General features: G+C 66.7%; 12 protein-coding genes. 1 reads left to right on the top strand and 11 read right to left on the bottom strand.

Annotation, left to right across the window (positions count from 1 at the left end; translation table 11 throughout):
* The first annotated feature begins 80 nt into the window (after window positions 1-80).
* Window positions 81-1,328 (top strand): hypothetical protein, encoded by a 1,248-nt coding sequence (locus OXF11_18270; protein MCY4489044.1) that lies wholly within the window; start codon window positions 81-83, stop codon window positions 1,326-1,328.
* Between the two features lie 156 nt (window positions 1,329-1,484).
* Here OXF11_18270 and OXF11_18265 read toward each other — a convergent pair whose 3' ends face one another.
* The 11 genes from OXF11_18265 to nuoC are packed head-to-tail and all read right to left on the bottom strand — an operon-like array spanning window position 1,485 to window position 15,061.
* A complete protein-coding gene (locus tag OXF11_18265) occupies window positions 1,485-2,927 on the bottom strand; it encodes an NADH-quinone oxidoreductase subunit N (GenBank protein ID MCY4489043.1) in 1,443 nt (480 codons plus the stop codon).
* Complete coding sequence (locus OXF11_18260; protein ID MCY4489042.1) at window positions 2,924-4,492, bottom strand: NADH-quinone oxidoreductase subunit M; 1,569 nt, start codon at window positions 4,490-4,492, stop codon at window positions 2,924-2,926. Before OXF11_18260 ends, OXF11_18265 begins: the two co-directional genes overlap by 4 nt.
* The gene (gene nuoL / locus OXF11_18255; GenBank protein MCY4489041.1) at window positions 4,489-6,396 is read right to left on the bottom strand and encodes an NADH-quinone oxidoreductase subunit L; all 1,908 of its coding nucleotides are present in this window, start codon (window positions 6,394-6,396) and stop codon (window positions 4,489-4,491) included. The genes OXF11_18260 and nuoL overlap by 4 nt, the downstream gene beginning before the upstream one ends.
* Before the next feature lies 1 nt (window position 6,397).
* Complete coding sequence (nuoK, locus tag OXF11_18250; protein MCY4489040.1) at window positions 6,398-6,706, bottom strand: NADH-quinone oxidoreductase subunit NuoK; 309 nt, start codon at window positions 6,704-6,706, stop codon at window positions 6,398-6,400.
* Window positions 6,706-7,221 carry an NADH-quinone oxidoreductase subunit J gene (nuoJ, locus tag OXF11_18245; protein ID MCY4489039.1) on the bottom strand — a complete coding sequence of 172 codons (516 nt, stop codon included), beginning with the start codon at window positions 7,219-7,221 and terminating at the stop codon, window positions 6,706-6,708. Before nuoJ ends, nuoK begins: the two co-directional genes overlap by 1 nt.
* Before the next feature lie 46 nt (window positions 7,222-7,267).
* On the bottom strand, window positions 7,268-7,783 hold the full coding sequence (gene nuoI / locus OXF11_18240; protein MCY4489038.1) for an NADH-quinone oxidoreductase subunit NuoI: 516 nt from the start codon (window positions 7,781-7,783) through the stop codon (window positions 7,268-7,270).
* 45 nt (window positions 7,784-7,828) lie between these two features.
* The gene (gene nuoH, locus OXF11_18235) at window positions 7,829-8,785 is read right to left on the bottom strand and encodes an NADH-quinone oxidoreductase subunit NuoH (protein MCY4489037.1); all 957 of its coding nucleotides are present in this window, start codon (window positions 8,783-8,785) and stop codon (window positions 7,829-7,831) included.
* A gap of 1 nt (window position 8,786) precedes the next feature.
* Complete coding sequence (gene nuoG / locus OXF11_18230) at window positions 8,787-11,486, bottom strand: NADH-quinone oxidoreductase subunit NuoG (GenBank protein MCY4489036.1); 2,700 nt, start codon at window positions 11,484-11,486, stop codon at window positions 8,787-8,789.
* Window positions 11,487-11,491: 5 nt separating this feature from the next.
* Entirely contained in the window at window positions 11,492-12,760 is a 1,269-nt protein-coding gene (nuoF, locus tag OXF11_18225; protein ID MCY4489035.1) for an NADH-quinone oxidoreductase subunit NuoF, read from the bottom strand.
* Between the two features lie 32 nt (window positions 12,761-12,792).
* A complete protein-coding gene (gene nuoE, locus OXF11_18220; protein MCY4489034.1) occupies window positions 12,793-13,272 on the bottom strand; it encodes an NADH-quinone oxidoreductase subunit NuoE in 480 nt (159 codons plus the stop codon).
* A 40-nt stretch (window positions 13,273-13,312) separates the two neighbouring features.
* Complete coding sequence (gene nuoC / locus OXF11_18215; GenBank protein MCY4489033.1) at window positions 13,313-15,061, bottom strand: NADH-quinone oxidoreductase subunit C/D; 1,749 nt, start codon at window positions 15,059-15,061, stop codon at window positions 13,313-13,315.
* Window positions 15,062-15,090 lie beyond the last annotated feature (29 nt).

Below are 15,090 nucleotides of genomic sequence, written 5' to 3'. Positions count from 1 at the left end.
GTCCCGTCGATCCTCAAGACACGACCGAGCGTCCGCCGTTACCGTCATTGCCCACATTGCGACCGCAGGATGTCGCGTCGATGCCAATCAACTACTACGGCTATGACGGAGCCACGCTGCTCGTGGGAAAGGATATTGCGCCCAAGTATCCATTGAAAAAGGTTGCCGGTCGACCGGGACTATTCTACGGACTGTCGCGCGACCTCGCTGAACTGACCCATATCATCGACTACTTCACGGCAGTTTCTGACGACAAGCTGTACACGTTTGCCGCACCCCCGACGGTGCATATCGGTCAAGATTTGGGGCATCGTCAAAATGTTCTCCGCGCGGTGCAATTGCTCAACGAAGCGCTTCCGCCGGCTTGGCATATTCGAATCGGGGAGGACGTCCCACCATTGAGCGAAGAGGTGCCGGACGGCTTGATCTACATCGATTTCGGTGTACCCAGTGAATTGGAAAGGTGGCTATCCGAGGGGGCAGCGGGCGTTGCCGTCTCAACTTACACCGGGGATGGCTCTAGTCGGTCATCACATATTTTTGTCGCCCCGGACAATACCAGTTGGCAAAACGAGAGCGATGATACCCGACTCGATATGATCGTCGTGCACGAGCTTCTTCATAGTCTCGGATTCGACGGTCATATCGACCGGCTAGATTCACGCCTGTATTGGACTATTCTGGGTCCATGGGAGCCGACAAAGATACTATATCCGATTGACCGACAAGCGCTCTTTGCAGCCTATGTCAAACTGAAAGCGGGTGACACGAAGGAAGCCATGCGCCAAAAGTTCCAGCTTTGGCTCCCCTTTTCCGATCACTTTGTGTTCCAAACCGAAACTTCCGAGTTCGGTGTTGCCCGCCAGAGCATTTTCGAGGGTGACGAACCGTCCCTTCTCCAGGGCTGGGCCTCCGGCGAAGCACCGTATGTGAACCTGGCAGATAGCCCGCTACAAGGTGAAGTTACATGGAGCGGCGATCTTGTCGGTTTCCGGCCTGGCGATACCGAGAATGAAAGAGGGGAGTCGAATGCAACCGTAATGGGCAAGGCGCAGGTCCGTGTCAACTTGAGCACGCTTCAGGGAGATGCGCTCTTCCATCAACTAGAGGTATGGAAGTACATCGTACGAGCCGGTTCCGACATCCGCCCCTGGGGTGACGGCGACCTCGAATACGACATTGAGGTCCGCGGCAATACCTTCCGTCAATCCGCGACCAGCACTGATGACGGCGTGCTCACCGGCATCTTCACGGGCAAAGACCACGAAGGGGCAGCGGGCACACTTGAACGCGACGACCTTACAGCCGCCTTCGGCGCGGTGAGGTAGCCGCGTCACTGCAACCGACCGACTCCCACATATGAACCTCATCCGTCTTGCGCTTGCGACGGTGGTGCCTTACACCTCCTGAAGGGCCGCCCGTACACCGTTCGCCCATAGAAGTTGAACCACTTCGGCATCGCCGTCGGCGAAGCCTTTCGCCCCTCAGGCCAAGGTGCCCACGGCCGCCTGGATGGCGCTCAGCAGCGGTGCGGGGTAGATGCCGAACCAGATGAGCAGCACCGTGAGGCCGGCAAGCACGAGTCCTTCCGGGAACGAGAACCGGCGGGTCGCGGACAGGGGCGAGGACGGGTCCTCGGGAGCGGGCAGGTACATGGTGATGATGATGCGCAGATAGTAGTAGAGGCCGATGACGCTGCTCACCACCAGCAGCAGGACCAGGGTCCAGAGGTCGGAGACCACGCCGGCGGTGAGCACGTAGAACTTGCCCACGAACCCGGCCGTCAGGGGAATCCCCGCCAAGGAGAACAGCATCAGCGACAGCGCACCGCTGACCCACGGGCGACGCCAGAACAGGCCGCGGTAGTCGCTGACCTCGTCGGCTTCCTTGCGCTCGTCCGAGAGCGCGGTGATGATGCCGAAAATGCCCAGGGAGGTGATGAAGTAGGCCACCAGGTAGAAGGTCACCGCGTGCGACCCCTCGCGGGAGGCGGCGATCACCGCCACCAGCAAGTAGCCGAGATGGGCGATGGATGAATAGGCCAGCAGGCGCTTGAGGTTGTCCTGCAAGAGCGCCAGCAGGTTGCCGAGGAACATGGAGAGAACCGCGATGACCGCCAGCACCGAGGCCACCGAGTCGTAGTCCAGGAGGCCGCCGTACTGCCCGTAGCGCAGCAGCAGCGCCACCATGGCTCCCTTGGAGACCGTGGTGAGGTAAGCCGTCACCGGCGTCGGGGCGCCTTGGTAGACGTCCGGCGCCCACATGTGGAAGGGCACCACCGCGAGCTTGAAGCCGGCGCCGATGATTACCATGGCGAAGCCGCCCAGGAGCAGCACCGAGGGCTCCCGGGTCTTGGCCGCCAGCACCGAGGTCATGGCGGTGAAGTCCATGGTGCCGAGGTCCGCGTAAATCAGCGCCATGCCGAAGAGCAGGAAGGCCGCCGACGCCGCCGCCAGGATCAGGTACTTGATGCCCGCCTCCAGCGCCGTGCGCGTCGTGCGCATATAGGCCACGAGCCCGTACAGGGAAACGCTCAGGATCTCCAGCCCGAGAAAAAACGAGATGAAGTGGTTGCTGGCGGTCAACACGGCGCAGCCGAAGGTGGCCAGCGTGAGCAGGAGATAGAACTCCTCGCGGTGTCCCGGCGCGCGCTCGAGGTAGCTGTACGACAGCACCACCACCACCATGGTCGCCGCCGTCAGAAGGCCGATGTAGAAGAGCGCGTAGCCGTCGATGATCAGCAGCGGCGCCAGCGGTGGCTCGGCGCTGGTGGCCGTGCCCGCCAGCAGCGCCAGCGGCAGCGCCATGCCCGCCAGCGAGATGAGCGCGGCGAGCCAGTGGCTCCGGTGGAACGAGATCACCAGCATGAGCACCAGTGGCGTCAGGCCCAGGAGGACGATGGGAGTCAATGCGCTGAAGGGGTTCACGGCCGCTCACCTCCAACCGACGGTGTGGACGCGACGGCCGCGGACGCCGCGTTCTCCGTGCCTTCGGGGCGCGCGGCCGTGGCGCGGGCCTCGGCGGCGAACTTGCGCATCTCGGCGAGCCCATGCCCGGAGGTCGTCAACACCGGCTGCGGGTAGAGCCCGAGCCACAGCGTCGCGCCGATGAGCGACGCCATGATCCCCATCTCCCGGCCGTTGGTATCGTCGACCTGCCAGTCCCCGGTGTTGGCGCCGTAGTAGACCTTCTGCATCATCCACAGCGAATAGATCGTGGCGGCCACGAGGCCCACCGACGCCAGCACCGTCAGCGGCACGTTCACCTGGAACGCTCCCAGCAGCACCAGGAACTCGCCCACGAAGCTCGCCAGCCCGGGCAGCCCCAGGGACGCCATGGCGAAGAACAGGCCCACGCCGCCCATGCGCGGCATCACCGTCCACAGGCCGCCGAACCGCCCCAGCTCGCGCGTGTGTGTGCGGTGCTGCAGGTCCCCCACCATGATGAACAGCGCGGCGGCGCTGAAACCGTGGGACAGCATGATGATGACCGCGCCCTGAAGCGCCAACTCGTTGCCGGCGAAAATGCCCAGCAGCACGAAGCCCATGTGGCTGATGCTGGTGTACGCCACCATGCGTTTCAGGTCGGTCTGGGCCAGGGCCAGGAGCGCGCCGTAGAGGATGCCCACCACCGCCAGGATCATGGCCGCCACGGTGAAGTCCGCCACTGCCTGGGGGAACATCGGCACCACGAAACGGAGCATGCCGTAGGCGCCGATCTTGAGCACCAGGCCCGCCAGCGCCACGCTGCCCGCGGTGGGGGCCTGGGTGTGGGCGTCGGGCAGCCAGGTGTGGAACGGCACCACCGGGAGCTTCACGGCGAAGGCGATGAAGAAGCCCAGCATCAGCCAGAACGCCTTGGTCTCCGACATGACCGTGCCCACCAGGTCCAGGTAGTCGAAGGTCAGGACGCCGGTGGACTGCCAGTGCACCACCACGAGCCCCAGGATGGCCAACAGCATCAGCAGGCCGCTGCCCTGGGTGATGATGAAGAACTTGGTGGTGGCGTAGACGCGGTTCTCGTAGCCCCAGATGCCGATGAGGAAGTACAGCGGCAGCAGCGAGATTTCCCAGAAGGCGAAGAAGAGGAACAGGTCGAAGGCGATGAAAACGCCCGACAGGGCCGTCAGGATCAACAACAGGTTGAAGTGGAAGAACCCCACCGAGCGGGTGATGGCGGTCCAGGAGGTCAGCACCGCCAGGACCGTGAGGAAGCTCGCGAGCAGCAGCATCAGCAGGCTGATGCCGTCCACGGCCAGGTGGAAGCTGATGCCCAACTGCGGGATCCAGGGCTGCTTGGAAGCCATCAGCCACCCGCCCGGCGCGGGCGCGACGCGGGTGAGGAAGACGCCCCAGGTCACCAGCAGCAACAACAGGTGGAGCAGCGCCGTCCCCAGCGCGATCCAGCGCGCCCACAGGTCGCTCCACCGCCCCGCGATCCACGCCGCGAGGCCGCCCCCGAAGGGCAGAAGCAGGATCCAGGCAAGGCTCATAGGATGATCACCAGTCCCACGGTCAGTACCGCGCCCACCGCGATGCCGGTGGCGTACCACCGCACCGCGCCCGTCTGCGTCATGCTCGCGACGAAGTGGAGCGTCTCGGTGACGAAAGCGGCGGCGCGATAGAAGACGTCGATGAAGTCGTCCTTGTTGACCCTTGCGCACCACAGCCAGGGCTTGACGAAGAGCGCGTCATAGAGGGCGTCGAAGCCCCAGCCGCTGAACCACAGCCGCTCCAGGCCGCGCGCCCACGGCTGCTCCGCGATGCGCTCCATGGGCCCGGGCGACGCCATCACCAGGGTCCACACGAGCCAGATGCCGCCCAGCGACGCGGCCGCCGCCAGCAGCTCGAAAAGAAGCTCGGTGCCGTAGCTCGCGTGCACGCCGTGGTACTCCGGCAGCGCCGTGTTCAGGAAACCGGAGAACAGGGTGAGCGAGCCCATGGTATGCGGCAGCTCGATCACGCCAGCCGCCACCGAGAGCACCGCCAGGACCCCCAGCGGGATGCGCACGCACGGCCCCGGCTCACGGATGGGCATGAGATGCCGCACCCACTCGGTGGCCTCGCGGTAGAAGGTCAGGAACACCATGCGGAAAGAGTAGATCGAAGTCAGAAGCGCCCCGGCCAGTGCTCCGGCCCACAGCCAGACGCCGCCGATCTCGGAGTTGTACGCGTTCCAGATGATCAGGTCCTTGCTGTAGAAGCCCGCGGTGACCACCGGCACGGCTGCCAGCGCTGCCGAGCCGATGAGGAAGCACCAGAAGGTGAACGGCATCTGCCGGCGCAGGCCGCCCATGCGGTACATGTCCTGCTCGTGGTGCAGCGACATGATCACCGCGCCCGCCCCCAGGAACAAGAGCGCCTTGAAGAAGGCATGGATCATGAAATGGAACAGCGCCGCCGACCACGCGCCCACCCCCAGGGCCAGGAACATGTAGCCGATCTGGCTGATGGTGGAGTAGGCGAGCACCCGCTTGATGTCGGACTGCACCAGCGCGGCGAAGCCCGCCATCAGCAGCGTCAGCGTGCCGATGACCGCCACCAGCGTCAGCACCGCCGGCGCCAGGGTGAAGAGCACGTGGGTGCGGGCGATGAGGTAGACGCCCGCGGTCACCATGGTGGCCGCGTGGATCAGGGCGCTCACCGGCGTGGGCCCGGCCATGGCGTCCGGCAGCCAGGTCTGGAGCGGAAGCTGCGCCGACTTGCCCACGGCCCCGCCCAGCAGCAGCAGCGCCACGGCCGTGGCCATGCCCGAGCCGGGTTGGAACTGCTGGCCCGCCCGCTCCAGCAGCACCTGTATGTCCAGGGTGCCCAGCTCGGCGAAGAGCAGGAACAGCGCCATGAGCATGGCCGTGTCCCCCACCCGGGTGACGATGAAGGCCTTGTTGGCGGCCTGGCTGTTGGCCTCGTCCTTGTAGAAGAAGCCGATCAGCAGGTAGCTGCACAGGCCCACGCCCTCCCAGCCGAGGAGCAGCAGCATGAGGTTGTCGGCCAGGAGCAGCGTCAGCATGGCGCACACGAACAGGTTCATGTACGCGAAGAAGCGGCTGTAGCCCTCCTCCCCCATCATGTACTCGACGGAGTAGAGGTGGATCAGGAAGCCCACGAAGGTCACGACGAAGATCATCGTGAGCGACAGGGCGTCGAGATGGAACGCGAACGCGGGACGGAAGCCGGCTACGTCCACCCATATCCACAGGGTCTGGACGAAGCTGCCCCCGGCGGGCGGCGCCGCCATGAAGCTCAGCCCCACCAACAGCGTCACCACCGCCGACAGGCCCACGGAACCCGCGCCCACGTAGGCCACCTCGGTGCGCGACAGGCGCGACCCCACCAGCGTGAGGGCGAGGAAGCCGGCGAGGGGAAAGGCGGGTATCAGCCACAGCAGCTCGAGCATGTCAGCCTCTCAGGTCGCTCACCGTGTCCACGTCCAGGGTGTTGAAGCGATAATAGAGCTGCACCACCAGCGCCAGGCCCACGGCCACCTCGGCCGCGGCCATGGCCAGAATGAAGAAGAACATGACCTGTCCGTCGGCCTGGCCCCAGTGCGCCCCCGCCACCACGAAGGCCAGGGCGGCGGCGTTGAGCATGATCTCAAGGGACAGGAGCACGAAGATGATGTTGCGGCGCACCAGGACGCCCGTGAGCCCCAGCCCGAACAGCACCGCCGCCAGCACGAGTCCGTGCTCCATGGGGACCGCGGCCATCAGGACTCATCCTCCTCGTCGTCGGAAGACACGCGGCGGGCCAGGTGGAACGCGCCCACCAGCCCGGCCAGCAGGAGCATGGCGGCCAGCTCCACGCCCAGCACGTAGCGGCCGTAGAGGGCGGCGCCCACGCGCTTGACGCCCACGCCCGCGGGAGCGCCCGCCGCGGCGGGCTCGGTGGCGACCACCACCAGGAACTCGGCGAACAGGACGGCGGTGAGAATCGCCGGACCGATCCATGCCTTGGGCTGCAGCCAGCGGCGCTCGCGGGCGGTGGCCTCGGCGCCGAGATTGAGCATCATGATGACGAACACGAACAGCACCACGATGGCGCCGGCGTAAACGATCACCTCCAGAGCCGCCACGAAGGGCGCCCCCAGGGTGAAGAAGATCAGCGCCAGCGACAGCAGCGACACGATCATGTACAGCAATGCGTGCACCGCGTTGGAACGGGTGATGACCATGGCCGTCGAGAAGACGGCGACGGCGGCCGCGACATAGTAGATAAGCGTCATGGCACTACGGATACTGCGTTGACAGCCTGGTTCCCCGCGCTGCCGGTCACGGCAGCAGGCTCTTCACGTCCACGGGCTTGTCCTCGTTCTCGGAGGCGCCCTTCTCCTTGCCGCTGACGGCCAGGCCGGCGACCCGGTAGAAGTTGTAGCCGGGATACTTGCCCGGGCCGTTGATCAGCAGATCCTCCTTTTCGTACACGAGACTCTGCCGGTTGAAGTCGCACAACTCGAAGTCCGGCGTCAGTTGAATCGCATAGGTCGGACACGCCTCCTCGCACAGGCCGCAGAAGATGCAGCGCGAGAAGTTGATGCGGAAGAACTCCGGATAGCGCCGGCCGTCCGGCCGCTCCCCCGCCTGGAGCGCGATGCAGTCCACCGGACAGACGGCGGAACAGAGGTAGCAGCCCACGCAGCGCTCGTCCCCGTCCGGATCCCGCGAAAGGATGATCCGCCCGCGGTAACGCGGCGGCAGGTACGGCTTCTCCTCGGGGTACTGGACCGTGATGGGGCGCCGGAACAGGTGCAGCAGCACCGTCCAGATGGTCCGCAGCATGCTTAGCATCGATGGTTCCTCACGGCGTTCGGACACGACGACATCAACAGACCCTCAAGCCTTCCACAGCAGCAGCGCCCCGGCCGTCACCACCACGTTGAGCAGCGACAGCGGCAGCAGCACCTTCCAGCCGAAGGCCATCAACTGATCGAAGCGCGGCCGCGGCAGCGACGCCCGCAACAGGATGAATATCAGGATGAAGAACAGCAGCTTCAGCGCGAACCACACGATGCCCGGCAGCACCGGCCCCATCCACCCGCCGCAGAACAGCGTCACGATCATCGCCGAGATCACCGTCACGCCGACGTACTCGCCGACGAAGAACATGCCGAACTTCATCCCCGAGTACTCGGAGTGGAATCCCGCCACCAACTCGGCCTCGGCCTCGGGCAGGTCGAAAGGGAGACGATGGGTCTCGGCCAGCCCGGCGATGAAGAAGATGACGAAGCCCAGGAACTGGGGCACGATGAACCAGATATCCTGCTGCGCCGCGACGATGTCGCGCAGGCTGAAGGACCCCGCCATGAGCACGACGCCCATGAGCGAGAGCCCCATGAACACCTCGTAGCTCACCATCTGGGCCGAGGCCCGGAGCCCCCCCAGGAGCGCATACTTGTTGTTCGACGCCCACCCCGCCAGCACCACGCTGTAGACGCCCATGGACGACATGGCGAGGAAGAACAGCAGCCCGATGTTGAGGTCGGTGACGCCGATGGTCTCGGTGATGGGTATGACCGCCACGGACATCAGCCCGGTGATGACGATGACCGCCGGGGCCAGAATGAACACGGCGCGGTCGGCGAAGGGCGGGACCCAGTCCTCCTTGGTGAAGATCTTGATCATGTCCGCCAGCACGATGCCGAGCCCCAGCGGACCCACCCGGTTGGGACCGTGGCGGTCCTGCAGCAGCGCCAGGAAGCGCCGCTCCAGCCAGATGAGCAGCGCGGCCAGGATCAGGGGCGCGTTGAGCACCCCGAGGATCACCGCGATCTGTAGCAGCACGTCCGTCACGTCACACCCTGCGGCACCGGCTCCAGGCCGGGACGTCCACGCCGCGGACGTTGCCGATTCCCACGGGCACGCCCACCAGGCCGGCGGTCATGCTGGGCATGAGGCGGGCCGGCAACTGGAACATCCCGCCGTCCAGCTCGATCTCCACGAACTCCCCCTCCTGAACCCCCAGCGTCCGCGCGTCTTCCGAGTTGAGCGCCGCGTACGCCCCGGGGCTCCGTTGCGCCACCGCCGGCGCGGCCGCGCTCTGCTCGTCCGAACCGAAGATGTGGTGCAGCGGCACCACCAGGAACTCGCCCGCGCGACGCTTGAACGCGGGCGGGATCTCGTCGGTGTAAGCCGCGGCGCCGTTGGCCACCGGCTCGATCAGCCGTGTGCCGGGATCGCCGCCGGTGAGCGCCCCGCCCACCTCCGCCTGGAACTTGTTGAGCGACTGGACCGAGTTCCATCCCGGCGCCCAGAAACGCGTGATCAGCGGCGACGGCGGCTGCTGCGGATAACCCTCCATGGTGAACGCCAAGGGCGAATCCGGGTCCGCCGGCGGCTTGGGCTCGTGCACGTTCACGTTGGCCGAAACGGCCGTGCGGCCGCTGGCGCGCGGCGACAGGCGCGGCACCTTTTCCCCGTTCACCCGGAACGACGCGCCCGCCACGTGTTTCGGCAGTCCCTCGAACACCGCCACCGCGCGCCCGAGCGCCGCCAGGAGATCGTCGGGCGAGCGCAGCCCCGTCAACTCGGTGCGTCCGGCCGCCTGGGCCATCTCCCCCAGCCAGCCCCACGCCGGCTTCACCTCGCCCTCGGGCACGAACACCTGGTAGAACCGCTGCGCGCGGCCTTCGTTGTTCACCACGGTGCCCTCGGTCTCGGCGAAGGTACCCGACGGAAACGCCACCTCGGCGCCGGCCATCGTGTCCGTGGCGGAGTGGTCGATGGCGACGACGTGGGCGGACTCCAGCATGGCATCCACCGAGGCGCGCCCCACCCGGCGGTAGAGGTCGTTCTCCAGCACCACCACCGTGTCGACAAGACCGTCGGCCACCCGCTGGAAAGCCTCGGCGGTGCCCATGGCATTGAGCAGCCCCAAGCCGAAGCTGTTGCATTCGGCGGCCGTGAAACACAGGTTGGCGGTCCCGGCCCCGCCGAGCGCCCGCGCCACCTGCGCCGCCGCGTCGACCACCGCCTCGCTGCCGCAGCCGGACCCGGACACGATCACCGGCCGCTCCGCCGCCCGCAGCGTCTTGGCAACCGCCTGGACCGCCGCGCGCTCTTCCCGCGACAACCCTTTCACCGCCGGAGCGCTCGCGTCCAGCGCGCGCGCCACGGCAAACCCCAGCCGCGCCACGTCATCGGGCGCTCCCCTGAAGCACTGGGTGGCCACTTCGTCGAGCCGGGTGCCCGCCGGCGTGGCGACGTACAGCGGTCCCTTCTGTTGCTGTATGACCCCGCGCAGGGCGGCGTCGTCCCAGCGCGGAATACGCAACTGCATGGCCTGCTTGCGCGGCGCCTGCTTCACCGCCTGGCGAATCGCCAGCGCCAGCAGCGGCGCCGTCTGCGTGACGTCCTCCCCCAGCACGAAGACCGCGTCGGCCGACTCCACCTCGGACAGCGACGGGGTGCGGACACCGGCGCCCCGGAGCACGAGCAGCATGCGCGCCACCAGGTGCTCCTCGCCGGGGGCCATCCCGCTGAAGAAGTTGCGCGAGCCCACGAGTGTCCGCAAAGCGAAGTTCGCCTCCATCGACGCCCGCGGCGAGCCGATGCCGATGACGCGGGACTGCCGTCCCATCAGGAGCGCCGTGCGCTTCAGCGCGTCCGCGCCGCTGACCGGGCGGCTCTCGCCGTCCTGGCGCAGGCGCGGCTGGCGCAGGCGCCGGTCGCCGTTCACGAAATCGTAGCCGAAGCGGCCGCGGTCGCACAGGAAGTAGCCGTTCACCTGGGCGTTGTAGCGGTTGAGGATGCGCCGGAGCCCTCCGTAGCGCTCGCCCGCGATGGTGTTGCATCCGAGGCTGCAATGGGCGCACACCGACGGCGCGGTCTGCAGGTCCCACTTGCGGGTGTAGTGCTGCTTCAGGGTCTTGTCGGTAAAGACGCCCGTGGGGCAGATCTCCACCAGGTTGCCGCTGAACTCGTTCTCCAGGACACCGTCCTCGTGGCGCCCGAAGTAGACGTGGTTGTGGGAGGCGAAGGCGTCCAGATCCTTGCCGCCGGCGTAGTCCCGGTAGTAGCGCACGCAGCGGTAGCAGGTGATGCAGCGGTTCATCTCATGGTTGATGAACGGCCCCAGTTGCTGGTTGGTGAAGGTGCGCTTGCCGAAGCGGTAGCCGCGGTAGTTGTGCCCGGTCATCACCGTCATGTCCTGGAGGTGGCACTCGCCGCCCTCGTCGCACACCGGGCAGTCGTGCGGGTGGTTGCTCATCAGGAGCTCGACGATGCCGGCGCGGAACTGCGCCGCGTCCTTGTCCCGGATGGAGATGCGCGCGCCGTCCATGGCGGGAGTCATGCACGCCATGACGATGCGGCCGCGCTGGTCGTTCTCGTCGCGGAACTGCTTGACCGCGCACTGGCGGCAGGCGCCCACGGACCCCAGGGCCGGGTGCCAGCAGAAGTACGGCAGGTCGAGTCCCTTGGAGAGGCATTCCTCCAGCAGGTTCTTGGCGGGGTCGACCTCGTAGGGCCGGTCGTCGACGTAGATGGTGGCCATGATGGTTACGCTGCGTCGCTCTTCGGCAAGAGCTTTTCGAAGTCCTCCCGAAAATACTTGAGGGCGCTCTGCAACGGCTCCATGGCGCCGGGGGCCAGCGCGCAGAAGGTGTTGCCCGGCCCCATCATGCGGATCTGCATCTCCAGCCGCTCCAGGTCGCCGGGGCGCCCGCGCCCTTCGAGGAGTCCCTGGAGAATGCGCGCGGTCCAGGGCAGGCCGTCGCGGCACGGCGTGCACCAGCCGCAGGACTCCTGGGCGAAGAAGCGCTCGAGGTTGAGCACCATGCCCACCACCGAGGTCTGGTCGTCGAGGACGACCATCAGGCCGGTGCCCAGCCGGCTGCCCGCCGCCTGCACCGAACCGTAGTCCATCTTCACGTCCAGGTGCTCCTCCACCAGGAAATCGGTGGAGGCGCCCCCCGGCAGGAGGCCGCGGAACTTGTAGCCCTCGCGCATGCCGCGGGCGCGCCGCTCGAGGATCTCGCGGATGGTGGTGCCCAGGGGCAGCTCCCATACCCCCGGCCGCCGCACCTTGCCGCTGACGCCGTAGAGCTTGGTGCCGCCGTCCTCGCTGCGGCTCAGGCCCAGGTACCACTGGGCGCCGTTGCGCAGGATCGGCGCCACGTTGCACAGGGTCTCGACGTTCTGCACGATGGTGGGCTTGCCGAACAGGCCGCTCACCTGGGGGAACGGCGGCTTGGCCCGGGGATTGGCGCGCTTGCCCTCCAGCGCGTTCAGGAGCCCGGTCTCCTCGCCGCACATGTAGCGCCCGGCGCTCGTGTGCAGATGCAGCTCGAAGTTGTAGCCCGAGCCCAGGATGTTCCGGCCGAGGTAGCCCTTGTCGTAGGCCTCGGCCAGCGCGCGGGTGATGCGCTCCGCCGCGAGCTTGTAGGCCCAGCGCAGGAAGATGTAGCCCTGCGTGGCCTGGATGGTGTAGGCGGACAGGATCATCCCCTCGATGAGCAGGTGCGGGTTCCCTTCCAGGATCAGACGGTCCTTGAAGGTCCCCGGCTCCATCTCGTCGGCGTTGGCCACCAGGTACTTGGGCGTGGGCGCATTGTCGCCCATGGGCACGAAGCTCCACTTCTGGCCCGTGGGGAAGCCCGCGCCGCCGCGTCCCCGGAGCCTGGAGTCCGTCACCTCCTTGAGGACGTCCGCCGGGGCCATCTCCTTGAGCACCTTGCGCAGCGCCTCGTAGCCGCCCACCTGCTCGTAGGCCGCCAGGTCGAGCACGGTGCCGTCCGGCCGCAGGTCCCCGGTCAGGGGCTTGTCCATGGATGATCCGTTCGCCATATCGTCCAGTCCGGTCAGGCGCCCGACGGCTGCCGGTAGCGGGCGAGTATCTCGTTCACCTTGTCGTTGTCCAGGTTGCGGTAAAGCTCGTTCCCCACCATCATCGCCGGCCCCCGGTCGCAGGTGCCGAGGCAGGCCATGGGCAGCAGGGTGAACTTGCCGTCCGCGGTGGTCTCGCCCAACTCCACGCCGAGGTGTTCCTTGAGATGGGCACGAATACCCTCGTAACCCAGGATCCAGCAACTCACGCTGTCGCACAGGAGGATGACGTTCTCCCCCACCGGCTTGCGGAAGATCAGGTTGTAGAAGGTGGCGACGCTGTCGAGCGCCTCCGGGCTCATGTCCAGGAGCGCGGCGATTTCCTTCAGGTGCTCGTCCGACACCCAGCGGTGGTGCTCCTGGACGATCTTCAGCGCCTCCACGCACGCGGCCTGCGGGTGGTCGTAGTGGGCCGCCTCGGCCCGGATCTTCTTGCGCTCGTCTTCCGTCAGCATGTCGCGCTCGTCACTCTTCGATCTCGCTCCGCGCCCTTCTTCATCGGTCTATGTCCGCCAGCACGAAGTCGATGCTGCCCAGAATCGCCAGGAGATCCGGCACCATGACGCCGCGGCTCATGAGCGGGATCATCTGCATGTGGGCGAAGGACGGGGTGCGGATACGCACCCGGTAAGGGATGGTGCCGCCGTCGCTCACCAGACGGTAGCCGTTGTTGCCCTTGGTGGCCTCGATGCCCACGAAGGATTCCCCGACCGGAATCACCGGCCCCCAGCTCACGCTGAGGAAGTGGTTGATGAGCGTCTCGATGTCGTGCATCGTGCGCTCCTTGCGCGGCGGCGTGGCCAGCGGATGGTCCGACTTGTAGTGCCCGGAGGGCATGTTCTTGAGACACTGGTCGATGATGCGCAGGCTCTGGCGTATCTCCTCGACGCGCACCAGCGCGCGGTCGTAGCAGTCGCCCTTCTGGGCGATGGGAACGTCGAAGTCGAACTGGTCGTAGCCCGAGTAGGGCCGCTTCTTGCGGAAGTCCCACTCGTAGCCGCAGGCGCGGAGACCGGGGCCGGTGACGCCCCAGTCGATGGCCTCTTCGGCGGTGTAGGCGCCGATGCCCTGGGTGCGCGCCTTGAAGATGCGGTTCTGCATCACGATCTTGTCGTATTCCGCGAGCCGGTCCGGCATGTAGTCGACGAAGTCCCGCACCATGGCCTGCCAGCCCTTGGGCAGATCGTGGGCCACGCCGCCGATGCGGAACCAGCTCGGATGCATGCGTCCGCCGCACACGGCCTGGACGATGTCGAAGATGCGCTCGCGGTCGTTGAACGTGTAGAAGACCGCGGAAAGGGAGCCCACGTCCTGAGCGAAGGTGCCGTACCACACCAGATGGCTGGCGATGCGGAACAACTCGCACATCATCACGCGGATGACCTGGGCGCGGTCGGGGACGTCCATGCCGGCCAACTGCTCCACCGACAGGACGTACGCGAGGTTGTTCATGACCCCGCCGAGGTAATCGATGCGGTCGGTGTAGGGGATGAACGAGTGCCACGACTGGCGTTCGCCCATCTTCTCGGCGCCCCGGTGGTGGAAACCGATCTCGGGCAGGCAATCGACGATCTCCTCGCCGTCGAGCTGCAGGATGATGCGGATGACACCGTGGGTGCCGGGATGCTGCGGGCCGACGTTCAGGAACATGAAGTCCGCGCCATCGCGGGTGCGCTTCATGCCCCAGTCCTCCGGGCGGAAGCGCAGCGCCTCCTGCTCGCGTTCCTGGCGCTCGTCGGGAAGCTGGAACGGTCCCATCTCCGTGGCCCGGGCGGGATGCTCCTTGCGCAGCGGGTGGCCCTCCCAGGTGAGCGGCATGAGGATGCGGCGCAGCGCCGGATGCCCGTCGAAGCGCACGCCGAACATGTCCCACACCTCGCGCTCGTACCAGTTGGCCGAGGGCCACAGGCCGGTGGACGTGGGCAGCGCGGCGTCGCCGTCCGACAGCGGCACCTTGATGCACAGGTCCTCGTTCCGCTCGTAGGAGAGCAGATGGTAAAGGACGGTGAAATCGCTCTCGGGCTGGCCGTCGCGGTGCTGGCGGAAGCGTTCGTCGATGGCGGTGAGGTCGTACAGCGTGCCGAAGGGGCGTGGCACCTCGGTCTTGAGGAAGTTGAGGAAAGCCGGGAGCTTGTCCCGTGACGTCCACAGGGTGGGAAAGCCGGCGCGGGTCTTCTGCACCGTGAAGGAATCGGCGCCGAAACGGCCTTCGAGCTCGTTCACCACGGCGGGCGCGTCACTCATCGTCCGGACCCGCCCACCTTTCCCCGCTC

The organism is Deltaproteobacteria bacterium (assembly GCA_026712905.1).
GTDB lineage: Bacteria > Desulfobacterota > Binatia > UBA9968 > JAJDTQ01 > JAJDTQ01.
This window is presented reverse-complemented; position numbering and strand designations above follow the sequence as displayed.

Bases quoted from the DNA above. Each gene is read 5' to 3' on its own strand.
- nuoI (MCY4489038.1), bottom strand. From the start codon at position 7,783: ATGCTAAGCATGCTGCGGACCATCTGGACGGTGCTGCTGCACCTGTTC.
- nuoL (MCY4489041.1), bottom strand. From the start codon at position 6,396: ATGCTCGAGCTGCTGTGGCTGATACCCGCCTTTCCCCTCGCCGGCTTC.
- OXF11_18270 (MCY4489044.1), top strand. From the start codon at position 81: ATGCCAATCAACTACTACGGCTATGACGGAGCCACGCTGCTCGTGGGA.
- OXF11_18260 (MCY4489042.1), bottom strand. From the start codon at position 4,492: ATGAGCCTTGCCTGGATCCTGCTTCTGCCCTTCGGGGGCGGCCTCGCG.
- nuoK (MCY4489040.1), bottom strand. From the start codon at position 6,706: ATGGCCGCGGTCCCCATGGAGCACGGACTCGTGCTGGCGGCGGTGCTG.
- nuoG (MCY4489036.1), bottom strand. From the start codon at position 11,486: ATGGCCACCATCTACGTCGACGACCGGCCCTACGAGGTCGACCCCGCC.
- nuoJ (MCY4489039.1), bottom strand. From the start codon at position 7,221: ATGACGCTTATCTACTATGTCGCGGCCGCCGTCGCCGTCTTCTCGACG.
- nuoF (MCY4489035.1), bottom strand. From the start codon at position 12,760: ATGGACAAGCCCCTGACCGGGGACCTGCGGCCGGACGGCACCGTGCTC.
- nuoC (MCY4489033.1), bottom strand. From the start codon at position 15,061: ATGAGTGACGCGCCCGCCGTGGTGAACGAGCTCGAAGGCCGTTTCGGC.
- nuoE (MCY4489034.1), bottom strand. From the start codon at position 13,272: ATGCTGACGGAAGACGAGCGCAAGAAGATCCGGGCCGAGGCGGCCCAC.